23 protein-coding genes are annotated in these 20,669 nt (G+C 71.9%); 21 read left to right on the forward strand and 2 right to left on the reverse strand.

Annotated elements, in window-relative coordinates; all coding sequences use genetic code 11:
- Positions 1-49: 49 nt before the first annotated feature.
- The 5 genes from proC to OOZ19_RS01290 all read left to right on the forward strand — a co-directional run bounded on the left by proC (position 50) and on the right by OOZ19_RS01290 (position 3,946).
- Entirely contained in the window at positions 50-859 is an 810-nt protein-coding gene (gene proC, locus OOZ19_RS01270; protein WP_266087250.1) for a pyrroline-5-carboxylate reductase, read from the forward strand.
- A gap of 206 nt (positions 860-1,065) precedes the next feature.
- A complete protein-coding gene (locus OOZ19_RS01275) occupies positions 1,066-1,290 on the forward strand; it encodes a helix-turn-helix domain-containing protein (protein WP_266087252.1) in 225 nt (74 codons plus the stop codon).
- Between the two features lie 235 nt (positions 1,291-1,525).
- On the forward strand, positions 1,526-1,627 hold the full coding sequence (locus tag OOZ19_RS01280) for a 30S ribosomal protein bS22 (RefSeq protein WP_003402602.1): 102 nt from the start codon (positions 1,526-1,528) through the stop codon (positions 1,625-1,627).
- A 319-nt stretch (positions 1,628-1,946) separates the two neighbouring features.
- Positions 1,947-2,981, forward strand: a complete 1,035-nt coding sequence (locus OOZ19_RS01285) for an NAD-dependent epimerase/dehydratase family protein (RefSeq protein WP_266087257.1) — start codon at positions 1,947-1,949, stop codon at positions 2,979-2,981.
- A gap of 11 nt (positions 2,982-2,992) precedes the next feature.
- Positions 2,993-3,946 (forward strand): lysophospholipid acyltransferase family protein, encoded by a 954-nt coding sequence (locus OOZ19_RS01290; RefSeq protein WP_266087259.1) that lies wholly within the window; start codon positions 2,993-2,995, stop codon positions 3,944-3,946.
- Positions 3,947-4,191: 245 nt separating this feature from the next.
- On the opposite strand, the gene OOZ19_RS01295 is transcribed toward OOZ19_RS01290, so the two are convergent.
- Both OOZ19_RS01295 and OOZ19_RS01300 read right to left on the reverse strand, forming a co-directional pair.
- Positions 4,192-5,094 carry an HAD family hydrolase gene (locus OOZ19_RS01295; protein WP_416309382.1) on the reverse strand — a complete coding sequence of 301 codons (903 nt, stop codon included), beginning with the start codon at positions 5,092-5,094 and terminating at the stop codon, positions 4,192-4,194.
- A gap of 257 nt (positions 5,095-5,351) precedes the next feature.
- Positions 5,352-6,089: a sigma-70 family RNA polymerase sigma factor gene (locus tag OOZ19_RS01300; protein WP_266087261.1), complete on the reverse strand. Its 738-nt coding sequence runs from the start codon at positions 6,087-6,089 to the stop codon at positions 5,352-5,354.
- Between the two features lie 278 nt (positions 6,090-6,367).
- On the opposite strand from OOZ19_RS01300, the gene OOZ19_RS01305 reads away from it, so the two are divergent.
- The 16 genes from OOZ19_RS01305 to OOZ19_RS01380 all read left to right on the forward strand — a co-directional run bounded on the left by OOZ19_RS01305 (position 6,368) and on the right by OOZ19_RS01380 (position 20,581).
- Complete coding sequence (locus OOZ19_RS01305) at positions 6,368-7,894, forward strand: class I adenylate-forming enzyme family protein (protein WP_266087263.1); 1,527 nt, start codon at positions 6,368-6,370, stop codon at positions 7,892-7,894.
- A gap of 78 nt (positions 7,895-7,972) precedes the next feature.
- A complete protein-coding gene (locus tag OOZ19_RS01310; RefSeq protein WP_266087265.1) occupies positions 7,973-8,230 on the forward strand; it encodes a glutaredoxin family protein in 258 nt (85 codons plus the stop codon).
- A 507-nt stretch (positions 8,231-8,737) separates the two neighbouring features.
- Positions 8,738-9,523, forward strand: a complete 786-nt coding sequence (locus OOZ19_RS01315) for a redox-sensing transcriptional repressor Rex (RefSeq protein ID WP_266087748.1) — start codon at positions 8,738-8,740, stop codon at positions 9,521-9,523.
- Positions 9,520-10,929, forward strand: a complete 1,410-nt coding sequence (locus OOZ19_RS01320; RefSeq protein WP_266087267.1) for a glutamyl-tRNA reductase — start codon at positions 9,520-9,522, stop codon at positions 10,927-10,929. Before OOZ19_RS01315 ends, OOZ19_RS01320 begins: the two co-directional genes overlap by 4 nt.
- A complete protein-coding gene (gene hemC, locus OOZ19_RS01325) occupies positions 10,926-11,864 on the forward strand; it encodes a hydroxymethylbilane synthase (protein WP_266087291.1) in 939 nt (312 codons plus the stop codon). The genes OOZ19_RS01320 and hemC overlap by 4 nt, the downstream gene beginning before the upstream one ends.
- 14 nt (positions 11,865-11,878) lie before the next feature.
- Positions 11,879-13,405 carry a bifunctional uroporphyrinogen-III C-methyltransferase/uroporphyrinogen-III synthase gene (locus OOZ19_RS01330; RefSeq protein WP_266087293.1) on the forward strand — a complete coding sequence of 509 codons (1,527 nt, stop codon included), beginning with the start codon at positions 11,879-11,881 and terminating at the stop codon, positions 13,403-13,405.
- Positions 13,406-13,576: 171 nt separating this feature from the next.
- Positions 13,577-14,566, forward strand: coding sequence for a porphobilinogen synthase (hemB, locus tag OOZ19_RS01335; protein WP_266087295.1), 990 nt, complete (start codon positions 13,577-13,579; stop codon positions 14,564-14,566).
- Entirely contained in the window at positions 14,563-15,159 is a 597-nt protein-coding gene (locus OOZ19_RS01340) for a hypothetical protein (protein ID WP_266087297.1), read from the forward strand. Before hemB ends, OOZ19_RS01340 begins: the two co-directional genes overlap by 4 nt.
- Before the next feature lie 71 nt (positions 15,160-15,230).
- Positions 15,231-15,920 carry a hypothetical protein gene (locus OOZ19_RS01345; RefSeq protein ID WP_266087298.1) on the forward strand — a complete coding sequence of 230 codons (690 nt, stop codon included), beginning with the start codon at positions 15,231-15,233 and terminating at the stop codon, positions 15,918-15,920.
- A 76-nt stretch (positions 15,921-15,996) separates the two neighbouring features.
- On the forward strand, positions 15,997-16,659 hold the full coding sequence (locus tag OOZ19_RS01350; RefSeq protein WP_266087300.1) for a hypothetical protein: 663 nt from the start codon (positions 15,997-15,999) through the stop codon (positions 16,657-16,659).
- Positions 16,656-17,087: a hypothetical protein gene (locus tag OOZ19_RS01355; protein ID WP_266087302.1), complete on the forward strand. Its 432-nt coding sequence runs from the start codon at positions 16,656-16,658 to the stop codon at positions 17,085-17,087. Before OOZ19_RS01350 ends, OOZ19_RS01355 begins: the two co-directional genes overlap by 4 nt.
- The gene (mce1N, locus tag OOZ19_RS01360) at positions 17,080-17,532 is read left to right on the forward strand and encodes a transport-regulating membrane protein Mce1N (RefSeq protein ID WP_266087304.1); all 453 of its coding nucleotides are present in this window, start codon (positions 17,080-17,082) and stop codon (positions 17,530-17,532) included. The genes OOZ19_RS01355 and mce1N overlap by 8 nt, the downstream gene beginning before the upstream one ends.
- A 55-nt stretch (positions 17,533-17,587) precedes the next feature.
- Positions 17,588-17,947, forward strand: a complete 360-nt coding sequence (locus tag OOZ19_RS01365; protein WP_266087306.1) for a hypothetical protein — start codon at positions 17,588-17,590, stop codon at positions 17,945-17,947.
- A 74-nt stretch (positions 17,948-18,021) separates the two neighbouring features.
- Complete coding sequence (gene hemL, locus OOZ19_RS01370; protein WP_266087308.1) at positions 18,022-19,359, forward strand: glutamate-1-semialdehyde 2,1-aminomutase; 1,338 nt, start codon at positions 18,022-18,024, stop codon at positions 19,357-19,359.
- Positions 19,356-19,991, forward strand: coding sequence for a histidine phosphatase family protein (locus OOZ19_RS01375; protein WP_266087310.1), 636 nt, complete (start codon positions 19,356-19,358; stop codon positions 19,989-19,991). The genes hemL and OOZ19_RS01375 overlap by 4 nt, the downstream gene beginning before the upstream one ends.
- Positions 19,988-20,581, forward strand: a complete 594-nt coding sequence (locus OOZ19_RS01380) for a TlpA family protein disulfide reductase (RefSeq protein WP_266087312.1) — start codon at positions 19,988-19,990, stop codon at positions 20,579-20,581. The genes OOZ19_RS01375 and OOZ19_RS01380 overlap by 4 nt, the downstream gene beginning before the upstream one ends.
- The last annotated feature ends 88 nt before the right edge of the window (positions 20,582-20,669 follow it).

The raw sequence follows: 20,669 nt of genomic DNA on the forward strand, positions 1-20,669 counted from the left end.
GTGACGCCTGGGGAGGGTCCGAACGCGACGTTCTGGCACCCTGATTCGCATGAATTCCATTGCCGTACTGGGCGCGGGCAAGATCGGTGAGTCCCTGCTGTCGGGTCTCCTGCACGCCGGTCGGAACCCGGCCGACCTGCTTTTCACCGAACGCCACCCGGAGCGGGCCGCCGAACTCACCGACAAGTACGGCATCGAGCACGTCGAGATCGACGCCGCGGTGCGGCGCGCCGACGTGCTGATCGTCGCGGTCAAGCCGCAGGACATCGAGCCGCTGCTGGACGAGGTGGCGCCGCTGCTGGAACCGAGCACGCTGGTCGTGTCGCTGTGCGCGGGGCTGCCGACGAAGCTCTACGAGCGCCGCTTCGCCGCGGGCACCCCGGTGGTCCGGGTCATGCCGAACACGCCGATGGTGGTCGGCGAGGCGATGAGCGCCATCTCGGCCGGTTCGCACGCCGACGAGAAGCACCTGGCGCTGGTGGAGGAGCTGCTCAGCAGCGTCGGCCAGGTCGTCCGGGTCCCGGAGTCCCAGCAGGACGCGGTGACCGCGCTGTCCGGTTCCGGTCCCGCCTACTTCTTCTACCTGGTCGAGGCCATGATCGACGCGGGCATCCTGCTGGGCATCCCGCGCGCCACCGCGGCCGACCTGATCGTGCAGTCCGCCGTGGGCGCGGCGACCATGCTGCGCGACGGTTCGGAGGGGCACCCGGTGATCCTGCGCGAGGCCGTGACCTCGCCCGCGGGCACCACCATCGCCGGTATCCGGGAGCTGGAGAAGCACGGCGTGCGGGCGGCCCTCATCGACGCGATCGAGGCCGCCAGGGACCGCTCCGTCGAGCTGGGCAGCGCCCACGACTGACCGCGAAGCCCGGTGGCCGGGTTGGCTTCATCGGGGGGTTTCGAGATGTGGTGCAGGCGTCCTGACAGGCGGAAACTCCTGAAACCGGGACGTTCGTGCATCGCAGGATTCCCAGGCGTCCCGCTACTCTCGACAGAGCACGTGCGTGTGGAGTCCGTCGGAGGGGAAGCCGACGGCGCGTCACGTGTCGAAGGACTCGGTGAAGCATGTCTGCGAACTCGGAACCCACCCAGCAAGCACCTCCGCAGGTCGGGCAGGTGCAGTTCCTCACCGTGGCCGAAGTGGCCAGGTTGATGCGGGTGTCGAAGATGACCGTCTACCGGCTCGTGCACGCCGGCGATCTCCCAGCCGCTCGGGTGGGACGTTCGTTCCGCGTGGCGGAGAACGACGTGCACGCCTACCTGGAGAACGCCTACTACAACGCGGGCTGAGGGCCGCGTTCCGGCGTCATAGCGGGAAAATCGCCGTCCGCCTCCGGACGTGGCACCGCCCGTCCGGAGGCTCCCGGACCGCTGGGGAGGACCACGTCGTCAGGGGCGCACCGGTGGGCGGGTAGGCTGCGGCATCGGTCGTGCTTGATGCCGGTGCGCTCACCGGCGGTGCGCCACAGGGGCAGCACCGGCACGAAATGACATTCGTACCAACGCCGACAGCGAAGGATTCCGCATGGGCTCGGTCATCAAGAAGCGCCGCAAGCGCATGTCCAAGAAGAAGCACCGCAAGCTTCTGCGCAGGACCCGCGTCCAGCGTCGTAAGTTGGGCAAGTAAGGGAACTGCCGGACTCCGGCTCCGCCCGCGCGGTGCGAGACCAGAGTCTCGGGTCTCGCGCCTTCGCCGCCGCCGGCCACTCGGGTCGGCGGCGGTTGCTTTGGCACCCCTGTCCAGGTGGTCCGGGCCGGTTCGGGTTGCCCGGCGGATCGGCCGCTGGTGGGGTGCACGAGGACCCCGCCGCGTTTCCTCGCGCGTAACCGGGACCATCGCCTGGGCTGGGTAGCATCGCGAACGGAGCTCGTGTTTCGCGGTCGCGGCCGGCCGTCGGCGCGCGGATGCAAGCGATCACCCTCCGGCCGGACTCTCGGGGAGAACCATGGTGCCGAACGTCGTGCTCGTGACGGGTGTCAGCAGTTTCCTGGGCGGGCACCTCGCCGCGCGGCTCGCCGCGAACCCCGACATCGAACGCGTGCTGGGCGTGGACACGGCGCCGCCGCGTCCCGACCTGCGCCGCCGGATGGGGCGCACCGAGTTCGTGCGCGCCGACATCCGCAACCCGCTGATCTCCAAGGTGATCGCCGGTGCCGCGGTGGACACCGTGGTGCACGCGGCCGTCAACTCCCAGTCCGGCCCCGAGGGGCGCGCGGCGATGAAGGAGATCAACGTCATCGGCACCATGCAGCTGCTGGCGGCCTGCCAGAAGGCCCCGGAGCTGCGCCGGATGGTGATCAAGTCGACGACGGCCGTCTACGGCGCCAGCCCGCGCGACCCCGCCGTGTTCTGCGAGGACATGGAACCCAAGGATCTGCCGTCCTCCGGCTACGCCAAGGACGCCGGTGAGATCGAGGGCTACGTGCGCGGGTTCGGCAGGCGGCGACCGGACGTGGACATCACGACGCTGCGCTTCACCCACCTCATCGGGCCGCGCATCGACGCCGACCTCACCCGCTACTTCGCGCTGCCGCTGGTGCCGACGGTGCTCGGCTACGACGCCCGAATGCAGCTGCTGCACTCCGAGGACGCGCTGGCCGTGCTGGAGAAGGCGACGACCCACGCCCTGCCCGGCGTGTTCAACGCAGGCGGCGACGGCGTGCTGATGCTGTCCCAGGCGATCCGGCGCGCCGGGCGGGTGGCCGTCCCGGTGCCGCGGCTCGGCGTGCCCGCGATGAGCCGGTTCTTCCGCGGCGCTCGGCTCGTCGACTTCTCCCCGGAGCAGATGCGGTTCCTGAACTTCGGCCGGGTCGTGGACACCACGAAGCTGCGCGAGCGCTTCGGGTTCACCCCGCGCTGGACCACGCAACAAGCGTTCGACGACTTCGTGCGCGGACGCGACCTGCACCCGGTGATCGACCCGGACCGCGTCACGGCGTGGGAACGCGGCGTCGGTGACCTGCTCGCCCGACTGCGGTGATGGGAGGCCAGATGGCGGACGCCCGAGTGATCCCGCTGCACCCGGCGGATCAGCGGACGGGAGGTGGCGCGCGGCGCGGCGCGGCCCCGCTGCCGGAGTCCGTCCCCGCGCCCGAGGACGGTGCCGGGGGCTGGGAGGACGCCGTGGCCGACGCGCTGGCCTTCGCCCGCCGCAGGCTGCTCGGCGACTACAAGGTCGACGAGTTCGGCTTCGACGAGGACCTCACCGACCACCTCGTGGTGCCGCCGCTGCGACCGCTGTACGAGAAGTGGTTCCGGGTGGAGGCCACCGGGTTGGAGAACGTCCCCGATTCGGGGGCGCTGGTGGTCGCGAACCACTCCGGGACGTTGCCGCTGGACGCGCTGATGACGACGGTGGCGCTGCGCGACCACCACGATCCGGGCAGGCACCTGCGGATGCTCGGCGCGGACCTCGTGTTCCGGCTGCCGATGGTCAGCTCCCTCGCGCGCAAGGCCGGCCACACCCTCGCCTGCAATCCCGACGCGGAACGGTTGCTGCGGGCCGGTGAGCTGGTGGGCGTGTGGCCGGAGGGCTTCAAGGGCATCGGCAAGCCCTACCGCGACCGGTACAAGCTGCAGCGGTTCGGCCGGGGCGGTTTCGTCTCCGCCGCCATGCGCACCGGCGTGCCCATCGTCCCCTGCTCGATCGTCGGCGCGGAGGAGATCTACCCGAAGCTCGCCGACATCCGCCCGCTGGCCAGGCTGCTGGGCGTGCCGTACTTCCCGGTGACCCCGCTGTTCCCGCACTTCGGCCCGCTGGGCGTGGTTCCGCTGCCCTCGAAGTGGTACATCGAGTTCGGCGAGCCGATCGAGACGGCCGCCTTCGAGGAGGGTGCGGCGGACGACCCCATGGTCGTGTTCAGCCTCAGCGACCAGGTCCGCGAGATCATCCAGCAGACCCTCTACCGGCTCCTGTCCAGGAGGCAGAACGTCTTCCTGGGCTGAGGGGGCCTGTCAACTCCTGTTGCTCGGGTGTCCGGGTGGCGGAACCTCAGCGTTTCCCCGCTGCGGGATCTTTTTCCCGAGTGGCTCTGCCACGAGGGAAAAAGCCGTCCTCGCCAGGAAGCCGCTGAGAACCCGCGGCGGTGCCGGCGGGCGTGGTGGTCGCTGCTCAGCGGCTTCGCCGCTGACAGGACTGCGAACCAGAAGATCTTTCTGAACGGACCTCCAAGCGCCCGGCGTCGTGGAGATCAGGAGCGGTCGCGGCGGCGGTAGGCGAGGCCTGCGGCTATCGCGCCCGCGACGGCGCTCGCGCCGAGCATGGACTGGGCGCCGATGCGGGCGGCTTTGCGGCCGGTGCGGAAGTCGCGGATCTCCCAGCCCCGGGAGCGCGCGATGTCGCGCAGCCGCTGGTCCGGGTTCACGGCCACCGCCGTGCCCACGGCGGAGAGCATCGGCACGTCGTTGGCCGAGTCCGAGTAGGCCGTGCAGCGGCGCAGGTCGAGGCCTTCGCTGGCGGCGAGCGCGCGCACGGCGTGCGCCTTCGCCCGGCCGTGCAGCATCTCGCCGACGAGCCTGCCGGTGTAGAGGCCGTCGGCGTGCCCGGCGACGGTGCCCAGCGCCCCGGTCAGGCCCAGCCGCCGGGCGATGATCTGCGCCAGTTCCACGGGGGTGGCGGTCACCAGCCACACCCGTTGTCCGGCGTCGAGGTGCATCTGCGCGAGCGCGCGGGTGCCCGCCCAGATCCGGTCGGACATCAGCTCGTCGTAGATCTCCTCGCTGAGCTCGACGAGTTCGGCGACCTTGCGCCCGGCCACGAACGACAGCGCCTGCTCGCGGCTGGCCTGCACGTCGTCGGCGTTCTCCCGGCCCCCGACGCGGAACTTCAGCTGCTGCCAGGCGAATCCGGCCAGGTCGGAGGCGGTGAAGAACTTGCGGGCAGCCATGCCGCGGGCGAAGTGGAACAGCGAGGCGCCCATCATCATCGTGTTGTCCACGTCGAAGAACGCCGCCGCGGTCAGATCGGGCGGTGCGGTGAGCGAGCCGCCGGGTTCGGCGCCGGCCACGGCCGCCTCGGCGGAGGCCCGGCCCGCCACCTTCGCGCTGTCGAACGAACCGTCCGCCAGGTCGGTTTCGGCCGGGGTGCCGGGCACGTCGTGTTCAGGGACGTGGTGCTCTGGGCCGTCGTGGCCTGGGTCCCTGCTTGTCGGCACCGCCGCGCCTCCCGGTCTTGCTCCGGCTGGATGAGTCCTTGCTCGGGTCGGTCCTGGATCCCCAGGGCGCTGAGCGGGCCGTTTCCAGTGGTGCGACGACCCGGTTCAGCAGGCTTCCAGCTTAGAGGCTCCCTCTCGGCGCGTTGGCGCGGTCCACGCCGACGAGCCTGGACGGAACATGATCGTGATCGCGGGGGTCATCGCACATCGTCGGGCAACAGCTGGGCCAGCCGCCGCACCGCGCGGTGCTGCAGGGCTTTGATGGCGCCTTCGCCGCGGTGCATGCGCTGCGCCGTCTCGGTCACCGACAGGCCCTGCATGAACCGGAGCTTGATGCATTCGCGCTGGTCGGGGTTGAGCTGCCGGACGCAGCGCAGCAGTTCCTGCTGGGTGGCGGCGTCGAGGACGTGCTGTTCCGGGCCGCACTGGGCCTGCGGCCGGTGCTGGGAGTCGGTGAGCTCGGGGATGGGCACTTCCAGCCGGGCGCGGCTGGACTTCACGTGGTCCAGGACCAGGTTCTTGGCGATGGTGATGAACCAGGCGGCGACGTCGCGCCCCTGGTAGCTGACGGTCGCGATCCGGCGCAGCGCGCGCAGGAAGGTCTCGCTGGTGATGTCCTCGGCGAGGCAGTGGTCGCTGACGCGGAACAGCACGTAGCGGTAGACCACGTGGGCGTACTCGTCGTAGAGCTTGCCGAAGGCGTCGGTGTCGCCGTTCTGGGCGGCGCTGACGTGCCGCCAGTTCTCGCCCGGCGCGGGTTCGGCCACCGGCTGCGGCGTCGTCGACTCGGCCTCCGGCCGCCGCTCGGCGGGTTCGGGGTGCCGCAGCGGTGCTTGCTGGTGCTGTTGGGCGGCCCGGCCGGGCGGACGGTCCGGGAGGTGCGCGTGCCGGTGGTGGGCCGAGTGGACCGGGGCGGGCAACGTGCTGGTGAGCATTGTCTCGACCGACCTCCTGCCGTGGTGGCGACCCGGCTGTGGTGGCGCCTGTGGCCTGCGGGTCACCGGGGGCGTGCTGGTCTGGTGCAACGTGATGATTCGGTCTGCGTCGCCGGAGCATACGTGTTGTTACTCATAAGTAGGTAGTGCTTCGGGGTCTCGGATTCATCGCGGTTGCCTCAGCGCCCCACCGCACGGTTGGGTGATGTCGAACACCCTTTGCGACACTGCGGGGGCGCCGCGGACGGCTCCGCAGGCACGGCGATGGAGGTACGCCCATGTCGACCGATGCGTGCCCACCCCAGGTCACCGGCGAGTCCGGTGCCGCGAACTCCGACGTGAACCTGGCGGATCTCGTGCGGGCCGCCGCCGAGCGCGGGCCCGACCACCCCGCGCTCATCGACATCGCCGGTCACGAGATGAACTGGTCCGAACTCGACGCCGCCGTCACCGGTTTCGGCCGGCGGCTGCTGGACGAGGGCGTGCGCCCCGGCGACCGCGTCGCGCTGGCGCTGTCGACGGGTTTCGAGTTCTGCATCGCGCTGTTCGCGGTGTTCCGGATCGGTGCCACCGCCGTCCCGCTGCCACCGACGGCGCCCGGACCGGAACTGCGCCGGGTGCTCGACGACAGCGGAGCCCGGTTGCTGATCACCGTGCGCGGCGACGACTCGGAACCGGACGAGGACTTCGGCGTCCCCCGGCTGGATCCACCGACGGGATCCGAGCGGGCCGACCTCCCGCTGCCGCAGGCCCCCGCCGACCTCGCCGTGCTCTGCTACACCTCCGGCACCTCGGGACCCGCGCGCGGCGCGATGCTGCCGCACTCCGCGCTGCTGGCGAACGTGCGCCAGTGCGCGCGGCTGCGCCCGATGCCGGTCAACGCCGCCGACCGGGTGCTGCTGGCGCTGCCGATGTACCACGCGTTCGGCCTCGGGCCCGGCATGTTGCAGGTCGCGGCCGTGGGAGCCACCGCCGTGCTGCTGCCGCACTTCGACGCCGAGGAGTCGCTGGCGACGATCGCCCGGCACCGGGTGACCTGCGTCGTGGGGGTGCCGCCGATGTACCGGGCGTGGCTGCGCACGTTGCCGGACCGGCTGCGCGAGGGCATGTCCACGGTTCGGCTGCTGACCTCCGGTGCGGCCCCGCTGGGCGCCGACGTGGCCGCGGCGGTGCGGTCGGCGACGGGGCTGGACGTGTTCGAGGGCTACGGGCTCACCGAGACCGGGCCGGTGGTGACCACGACGCTCGCCAGTGAGCGGGCCAAGCCGGGTTCGGTGGGCCGCGCGCTGCCGGGCGTGCAGCTGCGGCTGGTCGACGCCGACGGTTCGCCGATGGACGAGGCCGACGGGGACACCGGCCGGGTCGCGGTGCGCGGCGCGAACCTGTTCCGCGGCTACTGGCCCGACGCCGCGCACGGGCCGGACGACGAGGGCTGGTTCCGCACCGGTGACGTCGGCTACTTCGACGGCGACGGCGATCTGCACCTGGTGGACCGGGCCACCGACCTGATCATCGTGAACGGGTTCAACGTGTACCCGCGGGAGGTCGAGGTGGCGCTGGCCGAGCTCGCCGGGGTGCGCGAGTCGGCGGTGGTCGGCGTGCCGGACGAGGAGCAGGGCGAGGCGATCAAGGCAGTCGTCGTCACCGAACCCGGCGCCGAGCTGACTCCGGAGGAGGTGCGCGCGCACTGCGCCGCCCGGCTGGCGAAGTTCAAGGTCCCAGGCGAGGTCGTGTTCGCGAGCACGCTCCCGCACTCGCCCACCGGGAAGATCGCCCGCCGGACCCTCCGCTCGCCCACGCCCTGAGCGGTCGCGCCCGGTCCCGCCACCGGAGAGTTCCGGAGGTCGGTACTTTGAGGTGAGGTCTGGTCGAGGAGGTCGGAAGTGCCGGAGTCCGCGGGAACGGGGCACGCGGTCACGTTGCTGGTGCGCGCGCAGTGCCACCTGTGCGATGTGGCGCTCGCCGAGGTGCGCGAGGTGTGCGGTGAGCTGGGCGTGCCCTGGTCGACCGAGGACGTGGACGCCGACCCCGAGCAGCGCGCGGAGTACGGCGATCGGGTGCCGGTGATCCTCGTCGACGGTGTCGAGCACGGGTACTGGAAGGTCGAGCCCGACCGCCTCCGCGCGGCGCTGGCCCGCTGACCGCGGGACGAAGCCCGTTTCGTCCGTTCGGTCGGGGCGGACCGCATCCGCAGGTCGGCCGGGGCGGCCTACCCCGAAACGCCTGGCGCGCCGATCGTCGCGCCGGGTGTGTCGTTTCGCACCGAGCGATCCGCCGCGCCGCCATCGGGAGTCGCGCGTTGATCGCCCACCGGTGCCGGATTCGCGCCAAGTCATCCTTCTGACCAGCCGTTTTGGTTCGCGAGGGGCGCATCCGACATCATGGTGTCGGGTGGTCGTGCGGTCGCTGAGGCGGTCGCGCACGGACTTTGTGCCTGTCTTCACAAATGGCTACGGTGGTCTCTGAGCCGTGTCATCGAGGTCAGCGGTTCGCACCCTGGTTCCACGCCGGTGCGCCGCTCGATCAGCGAGCGCGGCGGACGAGCATCACCAAGGCAGGTCAAGGGAGAGCCAGTGACGGCCCACGGAGAGGGCGAGCGGGACGAGGCCGGGCAGCCGGCGAACGTCCCGTCCGGGTCACCCGAATCGATCGCGGTCCCCGCCGCACGCGAGCGGGCGCGGGCCATTCCAGAGGCGGCCGTCGCCCGCCTGGCGGTGTACCTGCGGGTGCTGTCCGGCCTCGACGAGCGTGGCACCACCACCGTGTCCAGCGAGGAACTCGCCGCCTTCGCCGGGGTGAACTCCGCGAAGCTGCGCAAGGACCTGTCCTACATCGGCTCGTACGGCACGCGCGGCGTGGGGTACGAGGTCTCGGTGCTGATCGGGCAGATCGAGCGGACGCTGGGGTTGACCAAGAAGCACCGCGTCGCCGTCGTCGGCATCGGTAACCTGGGGCACGCGCTCGCCAACTACGGCGGTTTCCTCAACCGCGGTTTCCCGGTGGCCGCGCTGTTCGACCTCGACCCCGACCTGCTGGACGTGCCGGTCGGCGGCATCCCGGTCAGCGCGGTCGACGACATCGTCGAAGTCTGCCGCGAGCGGGAAGTGACCATCGGCGTCATCGCCACCCCGGTCGAAGGGGCGCAGGAAGTCTGCGACCGCCTCGTCGAAGGCGGTGTCGTGTGCATCCTGAACTTCGCCCCGGTCGTCCTGCGGGTCCCCGAGCACGTCGAGGTCCGCAAGGTCGACCTGGCGGTCGAGATGCAGATCTTGTCGTTCCACGTCGCTCGGCGCAATCAGGAGGCGGCGGTGGTGCCCGGTATCGCCGGCAACACCGCGGACGTCGGCCCGCCGGGCGACCGGGTGAACGGCAACGGGAACTCGAAGTCCGCGCTGGAGCGCGGTGATGTGGACGGGATGGTGGTTCGGCCGTGAACCTGCTCACCGTCGGGCTCTCCCACCGGAGCGCCCCGGTACGGGTGCTGGAGAGGGTCGCGATCGGCGCCGACGACGTCGACAAGATCCTCGGCGAGCTGCTCGACCGCCCGCACATCAGCGAGGTCTTCCTGGTCTCCACCTGCAACCGCGTCGAGGTGTACGCGGTCGCCGAGACCTTCCACGGCGGGCTGGGCGACGTGACCGAGGTGCTGGCCAGGCAGGCCGGTGCCGAGGTGTCGGAGCTCGCCGACCACTTCTACGTGCACTACGCCGGTGCCGCCGTCGAGCACCTGTTCTCCGTCGCGGCGGGGCTGGACTCGATGGTCGTGGGCGAGGCGCAGATCCTCGGGCAGCTGCGGCAGGCCTACGGCGTCGCCGACCAGGCCGGGACCGTGGGGCGCACGCTGCACGAGCTGGCGCAGCAGGCGCTGCGCGTCGGCAAGCGGGTGCACGCCGAGACAGAGATCGACGCCGCCGGTGCCTCCGTCGTGTCGGAGGCGCTGTCCGACGCCGAAGCCGTGCTGGGCGGCGTGGCCGGTCGGCGCGCGCTGCTGGTCGGCGCGGGCTCCATGGGCGGATTAGCAGCCGCCCAGCTGCGCCGGGCCGGGATCGGTTCCGTCGCGATCGCGAACCGCACCGCCGCCAACGGGGCCCGGCTCGCCGAGTCGCTGCGCGCCGAGGGGATCGAGTCGAGCACCGTCGAGCTGACCGGGCTGAGCTCCGCGATCGCCGCCGCCGACCTGGTCGTGACCTGCACCGGAGCGGTCGGAGCCGTCGTCACCCGGGACGTCGTCGCCGAGGCCCTGCGGGACCGGACCGACACCGGGCAGCCGCTGCTGTTCTGCGACCTCGGCCTGCCGCGCGACACCGCGCCCGAGGTGGCGGAGCTGCCCGGCGTGGCCGTGGTCGACCTGGAGACGTTGCAGGCCCGGCTGACCGCGCAGCGCGGTGGCAGCGAATCCGAGCGCGCCGCGGCGATCGTCGCCGACGAGCTGCGCGGATACCTGGCCTCGCAGCGCTCCGCCGAAGTCACCCCGACGGTCACGGCGTTGCGCAAGCGCGCCGCCGAGGTCGTCGACTCCGAACTCCTGCGGCTGGACTCCCGGCTGCCCGAGCTCGACGGCGCGGTGCGCGACGAGCTTTCCCGCACCGTGCGCCGCGTGGTGGACAAGTTGCTGCACGCGCCGACGGTGCGGGTGAAGGAACTGGCCGCCGTTCCCGGCGGCTCCGGTTACGCCGAGGCGCTGCGGGAACTCTTCGAATTGGACTCGCAGGCGCCCACCGCGATCCGCACCCCCCGCTCCGCGGAGGACGTGCCGGTGACCGGCGCGCGTTCCGCGCAGGCGTTGCTGCGGGACGTGCACGGCCAAGAGCCTGCTGAACAGGATGGTGAGGACCGGTGAACAAGACGCTGCGCATCGGCACCCGCGGTAGCGCGCTCGCGATGGCCCAGAGCGGCATGGTCGCCGAGCAGCTGGAGGCCGCGGGCTACCCGACCCAGCTGGTCGAGGTGTCGACGCCGGGTGACCGCTCGATGGCCCCGATCGCCGAGATCGGCGTCGGTGTCTTCACCTCCGCGCTGCGCGAGGCCCTCGCCGACGGCGAAGTGGACGTCGCGGTGCACTCCTACAAAGATCTGCCGACCGAACAAGACCCCCGGCTCTCGCTGGCCGCCGTCCCGGTCCGGGAGGACCCGCGGGACGCGCTGGTGGCGCGGGACGGTCTGACGCTCGGTGAACTGCCTCCGGGATCCCTCGTGGGAACCGGTTCGCCGCGTCGCGCCAGCCAGCTGGAGGCCTTGGGCCTCGGTCTGGAAGTGCGCGGCATCCGCGGCAACGTGGACACCCGCCTGCGCAAGGTGACCGACGGTGAGTTGGACGCCGTCGTGCTCGCACGCGCCGGGCTGGCCAGAGTCGGCCGGCTCGCGGTGATCACGGAATCGCTCGATCCACTCCAGATGCTGCCCGCGCCCGCTCAGGGCGCGCTGGCTGTGGAATGCCGCGTCGACGACGTGGACACCGAGCACCTGCTCCAGTCCGTTCTGGATGATCAGGCCAGCCGCGCCGCGGTGGCCGCCGAGCGCGCCATGTTGGCTGCGCTGGAGGCAGGCTGCAGTGCGCCGATCGGCGCGCTGGCCGAGGTGGTGGAGGACCTCGACGAGGACGGCAGCGTGGCACAGCGGCTGTCCGTTCGCGGGGTCATGGCGACCGACGAGAATCGTTTGGTGCGCGCCTCCGCCACTGGTGAGACGACCGCCGCAGAGCAGTTGGGCCTGGCCTTGGCCGCCGAGCTGCTCGATGCCAGGGACGCTTTGCTCAGCGGTCCCGGTAGTAGTTGATGGGGAGTGCCCTGATGACACGCAAGAGCCCAGGACGGGTCGCATTCGTGGGCTCCGGCCCCGGTGATGCGGGACTGCTCACCGTTCGGGCGAGATACTTGCTCACCGCAGCTTCGCTGGTGGTGACCGATCCTGATGTGCCCGCCGACGTCGTCGCGCTGGCCGCCGACGGTGCCGAGGTGCGGCCCGCCGTGGGGGAACCCGCGGAGGTCGCGCAGAACCTGGCCGACGAGGCCGGTACCGGCCGTTCGGTGGTCCGGCTGGTCGCCGGTGACCCGCTGACGGTGGACGCCGTGGTCCGGGAGGTCCGCGAGGTCGCCCAGACCGGTGCGGCGTTCGACGTGGTGCCCGGTGTCTCGCCGGGCAGCGCGGTGCCCGCCTACGCGGGTGTCGCGCTCGGCGCCGGTCACACCGAGGTCGACGTGCGCGGCGAGGTGAACTGGGCGGCGCTGGCGACCGCACCGGGTTCGCTGGTGCTGCACACGACCGGCAGCCACCTCGCCGAGGCCGCTTCGGCGCTGATGGAGCACGGCCTGACCGCGCAGACGCCGGTCGCCGTGACCTCCTCGGGCACCACGGTCTCGCAGCGCACGATCGACACGACGCTGGCCTCGCTGCCCGCCGACGCGGGTGAGCTGCAGGGCCAGCTGGTGGTGACGATCGGTTCGGTCACCGCGGAGCGGTCCGGGCTGTCCTGGTGGGAGTCCCGCGCGCTGTACGGCTGGAAGATCCTGGTGCCGCGCACCAAGGAGCAGGCCGGTTCGATGAGCGAGCGGCTCTGGTCGCACGGCGCCGTCTCGCACGAGGTGCCGACGATCTCGGTGGAGCCGCCGCGCAGTCCCGCGCAGATGGAGCGCGCGGTCAAGGGCCTGGTCGACGGCCGCTACCAGTGGGTCGTGTTCACCTCGACCAACGCGGTGCGCGCCGTGTGGGAGAAGTTCCGCGAGTTCGGGCTGGACGCCCGCGCGTTCTCCGGTGTGAAGATCGCCTGCGTGGGCGAGTCCACCGCGGAGAAGGTGCGCTCGTTCGGCATCACGCCGGAGCTGCTGCCCTCGGGCGACCAGTCCAGCGAGGGCCTGCTGCAGGACTTCCCGCCGCACGACGACATCCTGGACCCGGTGGACCGGGTGCTGCTGCCGCGGGCGGACATCGCCACCGAGACGCTGGCCGCCGGACTGCGGGAACGCGGCTGGGAGATCGACGACGTCACGGCCTACCGGACCGTCCGGGCCGCGCCGCCGCCGGCCGAGACCCGCGAGATGATCAAGACCGGCGGGTTCGACGCGGTGTGCTTCACCTCCTCGTCGACCGTGCGGAACCTGGTCGGCATCGCGGGCAAGCCGCACGCGCGGACCCTGGTGGCCTGCATCGGCCCGAACACGGCCGAGACCGCCAAGGAGTTCGGCCTGCGGGTGGACGTGCAGCCGGAACTGGCGCAGGTCCCCGCGCTGGTGGACGCGCTGGCCGAGCACGCGGCCCGACTGCGCGCCGAGGGCGCGCTGCCGCCGCCGAAGAAGGCGAAGCGGGCGCGCCGCAGCTGAGCCGAGTGGCCCGGATCTCGTTCACCACGGGGTCCGGGCCGCTGTCGTTCTCCGCCCTGGCAGGCTCACCAGGGGGAGGAAACGGACATCCGCGCGGATGTCCGCGTGAAGATCAACCCGAGCGGGTGGCCGCCCGCGGTCCGCCGCTCATCGCCGCGAGGGAGCTCGCCGATGTACCCGTCGCACCGCCCGCGCAGGCTGCGCCGCACCGCCGCCGTGCGCAGGCTGGTCTCCGAAACGAGCCTGGAGCCCCGGCACCTGGTGCTGCCGATGTTCGTGCGGGAGGGCCTGACCGAACCGGTCGAGATCACCTCCATGCCGGGCGTCTTCCACCACAGCCGCGACTCGCTGCGCCGCGCCGCCTCCGAAGCGGTCGCCGCCGGTGTCGGCGGGCTGATGCTGTTCGGCGTGCCCGCCGAGCACGACCCGACGGGCACGGGCGCAGTGGACCCCGACGGCATCCTCAACGCGGGCCTGCGCGACGTGGCCGCCGAGGTCGGGGACGCGACGGTGCTGATGGCCGACACCTGCCTCGACGAGTTCACCGACCACGGCCACTGCGGCGTGCTCGACGAGAACGGCGCCGTGGACAACGACCGAACCCTGCAGGTCTACGCCGAGATGGCGGTGGCGCAGGCCGACGCGGGCGCCCACGTGATCGCGCCGAGCGGGATGATGGACGGCCAGGTCGGCGTGATCCGGGAGTCGCTGGACGTGACCGGATTCGAGGACACCTCGATCCTCGCCTACTCCGCGAAGTACGCCTCCGCGTTCTTCGGCCCGTTCCGGGAGGCGGTCGACTCGCAGCTGTCCGGCGACCGCAACACCTACCAGCAGGATCCGGGCAACGGCCGGGAAGGCCTGCGCGAGGCGGACCTGGACCTCGCCGAGGGCGCGGACATGGTGATGGTGAAGCCCGCGATGTCCTACCTGGACGTGCTGCGGGACGTGGCGAGCCTGTCCGACGTGCCGGTGGCCGCCTACCAGGTGTCCGGCGAGTACTCGATGGTCGAGGCCGCCGTGGCGCGCGGCTGGCTGGACCGCCGCCGCACCGTGCAGGAGACGTTGACGTCGATCCGCAGGGCCGGCGCGGACATCGTGCTGACCTACTGGGCGACCGAGGCCGCCCAGTGGTACCGGGAGAGCTTGGGGATCAGGTGACGGCGCCGCAGCACCCCGACCGCGTCGGCGGTTCGGGTTCCGACCCGGCGGCGGACCGGCCGCCGCTGCCGCGCCTGCTGAACGTGGCGCGGTGGCTGTGGATCGCCGCCGCGCTGCTCGGCCTGGTGCGGGCCTACGTGCAGCTCAGCGACCGGCGGCAGTTGTCGACCGACTTGCGGGCGGCGCTGCCGGACTTGTCGCAGACGCAGCTCGACGACGAGATCAACGGGCTGATCACGTTCAACCTGCTGTACCTGTTGGCGTTGCTGGCGCTGTACGTCTCGCTGTCCACCCGGATGACGCAGGGCCGGAACTGGGCGCGGGTCGTGCTGACCGTGTTCGGCGGCTTCGGCGCGTTCGGGACGCTGGGCTCGCTGGTGCTGATGTCCCAGCTGGGGCAGGCGGAGCTGATGCGGCTGACCCAGGTGCGCGTGGAGCCCTCGGACCTGATCTTCGGCGTGCTGGTGACGGCGGTCGAGGTGACGGCCCTGGTGCTGATGTTCCTGCCGGAGTCGAACCGGTTCTTCCGCGAAGCCAGGCGGCCCCGGCCGCCGCGGTCCTCCGGGACGCCGGGCGGTTCCTTCGCCCGCTGAATCGGCTGTTTCCCCGCGTCCGGACGGTTCGTGGCGGCGGCGGTGGCGCCGCGTGATCTAACCTCGATGGTGTGACAGCCTCGCAAGATCCGGAAACCCGCTCGCCGCAACCCGGTTCCGCCGCGGGGGAGCCGCACGGCTCCCGCGACGGCGAGTACCGGCTTCCGGACGCGCAGGTCTCCGGCGGCAGGCTCACCGGTGCTCCGCGCTCCTCGGCGAGCGCCGAACCGCAGGCCGCGCCACCGCCGGTCCGGACCGGGCCGATCGCGTTCACCGGTTCGCCCGGGCAGGTGTGGGTCGAGCCGTCGTCCGCGGGGCGCCCCCGCGCGGTGACCATCGCCTGCGCGCTCGGCGTCGCGGACGTGGTGATCGCGTTCGTGATGCTCGGGGCACGGCTGGTCACCACCGACGACCTGATCGTGCAAGCGATGGGGGAGGCCGACTCGTTCCTGCCGAACGACGGCGACATCAGCGGCGTGTACTACGGCGTGACCACCGGGCTGATCGCCCTCTACGCGCTGCTGGCGGCGGTGTGGGGCCTGCTGGTGCTGTTCATGGGGCGCGGCCGGAGCTGGGCTCGGGTGGCGCTGACCATCGTCGCGTTCGTGTGGGCGGTCTCGACGTTGCTGTCGCTGGTGGGCACTCGCTCGCCCGGCCAGCTGCTGACCTCGCTGGAGGTCGTGCAGGCGTTGGCCTTGGTGGCGACGATGGTGTGCATGCACGTGGCGTCCACCCGGGACTACTTCAGCGGCCACGGATGAGTGCCGCGCCTCGCGGAGGGGTTCGTTTTCCCGGAGCCGGTGGACAGCGGTCTTGCCGGATTTCTACTGTTCTGGGGTGACGTCACCGCGCGACCCTTGGCAGCAGGGCGGATCGCCGCCGCCGTACCCGTCAGCCCCGCCACCGGGCGCGACGCCCTGGGGGACCCCGCCCGGCGGGTTCCCGCAGACCGGATATCCGCATTCCCAACGCGATTTCGCGGAGCCGGCGCGGCCGGTCGCCGTCGAGTGCGCGTTCTGGATCGCGATCGTGGTTCCGCTGCTGGTCACCGTGTTGTACGCGGTGAACTCGATGCTCACGCAGAGCTTCCTGACCGGCACGGTCGGCTCGGACAGCGGGGATCCGGCGCTCAACCAGGAGGTCGTCGGCCTGATGGCGGGCATCTCCTTCGCGGTCTTCCTGTTCGTCGTCGTGTTCGAGGTCGTGCTGACCGCGCTGTGGATCACGTTCGGGTTCAAGCTCCGGGCCGGGCGCACCTGGGCGCGGGTGGTGCTCACCGTGTTCGCCGCGTTCTGGGCGCTGTACTCGGCGGGCGGGCTGATCACCGGTGAGCCGGGGCTGACCGGCGCGCTCGCCGCGGACACCCCGACCCCGGCGGGAATCGTCGCCCTCGGCTACGCGCAGAGCGCCGTGGGCCTGCTGGCGATGGTGGCGTTCCTGGTGCTCGTGCACCTGCCCGCGTCGAACCGGTACTTCCAGTCGTCGAGGTTCGCGCGGTGACCGAATCGACCGAACCGCCCCGCTCGTTGCAGGCGGCGATCGGGCTGTGGGCTGCGCTGGCCGCGTTCCTGCTCGTGCAGACGGTGTTCTCCTGGGCGGACCGGGGCGAGCTGGAGCGCCAGCTCGTCGCCAACCACGTCGCGACCCCCGACCAGGCGGGGGCCGTGACGCTAGACCGGCTGCTGCTCAACACCGCCCTGGCCGTGGTCTTCGCCACCGGTTACGTCGCGGCGGGGGTGCTGCTCCGCAAGCGCAGGCCGTGGGCCAGGATCGGGGTCTGCGCGTTATTCGCGGTTCAGCTCGTGATCGTGCTCGGCGGATTCTCGTTCTCCGCGGCCAACCTGATCGTGCTGGTCCTCGGCGGCGCCGCGGCCTGGTTCAGTTGGACGACGTCCAGTACGAAATGGGTGACCGGCGAGCATGGATGAAGCCGAGACCGGACCGGTGCTCTACGCCGAGCCCGGCTCGACCTGGTGGCCGGTGCTGTGGGGTCCCGGTTTCGCGCTGGTCGGGTTGATCGTCGAACTGGTCACGCCGGCGGGCGGGGTGAACCTGGCGGTGTGGATCCTGCTGGCGGGCGTGCTCGCCGCGGCGGCGGTGCTGTGGGTGTACGCCCGGCGCCGGGCGCTGGCGGTGCGGCTGACGCCGTCGGTGCTGACCGTGGGCCGCGAGGACGTGCGGCTGGCCCGGATCGCGTCGATCACCGACGTCGGGGCTCCGTTGGGGGCGCGGGTGCTCGGTGGCGGTTTCACCACGCCGAAGGGCACCGGCGAGATCCCGCTGCGGTTATCCGACGACGAGGTCGTGCTGGCCTGGGCGAAGGACCCGGCGACGCTGATCGATCGGCTCCGCCCCCTGCTGCCGGAGAGCTGATCGTTCCGGGTGGCCGTGCGACCGGTGCGATCGGGCTGCGTGAGACGCTGCTGCGGTGACGTTCCCGGAACCGTGGTCCGCTGACGGGCCGATGCTCAGCGAGAACACCGCGGACGCGGCCGAACCCCGCGCCGGACTCGCCCAGCCGTGGCGGGCGGTGGTGGCGGCGGCCGAACTCGTGCTCGTCGCGACCCTGGTCGTGCTGGCCTGGTGGTGCTGGGAGCGGTCGCAGCTCGCCGTCGAGGTGCCCGGCGCGACCGGTGCCCCGATGCGTTCGACGCGGATCTTCGGCGACTGGGCCGCGCTCGGCATCGCGGCCCCGACCTTGGCGGCCGTGCTGTTCGTGGACGCCGTCCGCCAGCTGATGCTCGCCTGGGCGGTCCGCCGCACCCCGCGCCGGGAACGCGCCGCCTGATCGGTCCGCGACGCACCGGCCCGCCGTCCCGAGGGTGGGACCGGTCACGGCGGACGGCCTGTCAGACTGGTGGCGTGACAGCCGAAACTCCTGGCAACACGAGTCCGAACGCCACTGCTCGGTCGGCGGAGCTGTTCGACCGAGCGCTCACCGTGACGCCGGGCGGCGTCAACTCGCCGGTGCGGGCCTTCAAATCCGTCGGCGGCACGCCGCGGTTCATGGTCCGCGCGGAGGGCGCCTACCTGTGGGACGCCGACGGCAACGAGTACGTGGACCTCGTCTCGTCCTGGGGCCCGATGGTCAACGGCCACGCGCACCCGGACGTGGTGAAGGCGGTGCGGGAGGCGGCCGTCGACGGCCTGTCCTTCGGCACGCCGGGGATCGGTGAGATCGACCTCGCGGCGGAGATCATCCGCCGGGTGGAGCCGGTGCAGCAGGTCCGGCTGGTCAACTCGGGCACCGAGGCGACGATGAGCGCGGTGCGCCTGGCGCGTGCCTTCACCGGTCGCACGAAGATCATCAAGTTCGCCGGTTGCTACCACGGCCACGTCGACTCGCTGCTGGCCGGCGCCGGTTCCGGCGTGGTGACGCTGGGCCTGCCGACGAGCCCCGGAGTGACCGGTGCGCAGGCCGCGGACACCGTGGTGCTGCCCTACAACGACATCGACGCGGTCCGCGCGGCCTTCGCCGAGTTCGGCGACGAGATCGCCTGCGTGATCACCGAAGCGGCGGCGGGCAACATGGGCGCGGTCGCCCCGCAGCCCGGTTTCAACGCCGCGCTGCGCGAGATCACCCGCTCCGCCGGGTCGCTGCTGATCATGGACGAGGTGATGACCGGGTTCCGCGTCTCCGCCGCGGGCTGGTTCGGCCTCGACGGCGTCGCCGGGGACCTCTACACCTTCGGCAAGGTCATGTCCGGCGGCCTGCCCGCCGCCGCGTTCGGCGGTCGCGCCGACGTGATGGAGCTGCTCGCGCCCTCCGGGCCGGTGTACCAAGCGGGCACCTTGGCCGGGAACCCGGTCGCGGTCGCGGCCGGGCTCGCGAACCTGCGGGCGGCGGACGCGAACGCCTACGAGGCGCTGGACCGCAACGCGGCCCGCCTCGGCGACCTGCTCGGTGCCGCGCTGACGGCGGCGGGCGTGCCCCACCAGGTGGCGTTCGCGGGCAACCTGATCAGCGTCTTCTTCACCGAGTCCCCGGTGACGAACTTCGCGCAGGCGCAGGCCCAGCAGGCGTGGCGCTTCCCGGCGTTCTTCAACGCCTTCCTGGACCGCGGCGTCTACCCGCCGCCGAGCGCGTTCGAGTCCTGGTTCGTCAACGCGGCGATGGACGAGGCCGCCTTCGAGCGGATCGCGGAGGCGGCGCCGCACGCGGCTCGGGCCGCCGCGGCGGCTGAGGAGCACACGGCATGAGCGGTGCGAAGACGGTCGTGCACTTCCTGCGGCACGGCGAGGTGTTCAACCCGGACGGGATCCTCTACGGGCGGCTGCCCGGCTACCGGCTCTCGGATCAGGGCGCGGCGCAGGCGAAGCTCGTCGCCGAGTTCCTGGCGGGCCGGGACGTGCGGCACGTGGTGGCCTCCCCGCTGCAGCGGGCCCAGGAGACCGCCGCGCCGATCGGTGGCACCTTCGCGCTGGACGTGGCCACCGACGACCGGCTGATCGAGTCCGCGAACAAGTTCGAGGGCCTGCGGGTGTCGGTGGGCGACGGGGCGCTGCGCTCGCCGCAGCACTGGTCGAAGCTGCGCAACCCGTTCCTGCCGTCCTGGGGCGAGCCGTACGTGGAGATCGCGCACCGCATGTTCGCCGCCGCGCAGCGCGCGCGGGCGGCGGCGGAGGGCCACGAGGCGGTCTGCGTGTCCCACCAGCTGCCGATCTGGACGTTGCGCCGGTTCGTCGAGGGCAAGCGGATGTGGCACGACCCCCGCAGCAGGCAGTGCTCGCTGGCCTCGCTGACCAGCCTGGTCTTCCGGGACGAGCAGCTGGTGCGCGTCGCCTACGTCGAGCCGGCCGGTGAGACCGACCCGCGGGTGACCGGGGCATGAGACGGCTGCTGACCAGGGCCGCGCTGTCGGTGGCCGCGCTGAGCCTGATCGGTGGCTGCGCCACCGCGGGCACGGACGCCGTGGAGCAGGGCAGCGAGTTCACGTTCGTCTCGCCGGGCGGGCAGACCCGCATCTTCTACCCGGAGGCCGAGCGGCAGCGCCTGACCGGGCTGCACGGCGACAGCCTGCTGGAGGAGGGGAAGCGGATCGGCCTGGAGGACTTCCAGGGCCAGGTCGTGGTCGTGAACCTCTGGGGATCCTGGTGCGGTCCGTGCCGCGCGGAGGCCGACGATCTGCAGGCCGTCCAGGACAAGGCGGGTCCGCAGGGCGTTCGAGTGCTGGGCATCGATGTGCGCGACAGCCGTTCGGCGGCGACGGATTTCCACCGGGATCGCGGTTTGACGTACCCGTCGATTTTCGATCCGTCGGGCCGTTCGCTGCTGGCGCTGAAGAACTATCCGCGAAGCGCGGTGCCGTCCACCATCATTCTGGATCGGCAACATCGGGTGGCCGCTGTTTTCCTCACGGAAATGCTCGAGAGCGAACTGCTTCCGGAAGTGCAGAAGGTCGCCGCGGAACCCGCGGCATGACGGGTTTCGGGCGTCGAATTCGGCGGGTTCCGCGGTCGCTCGGCCACGGGTTCGCCGAATCCCGGCGTCCGCCGGGTTCGCGGTGCCG

Source organism: Saccharopolyspora sp. NFXS83, from assembly GCF_026241095.1.
Lineage (GTDB): Bacteria > Actinomycetota > Actinomycetes > Mycobacteriales > Pseudonocardiaceae > Saccharopolyspora_C.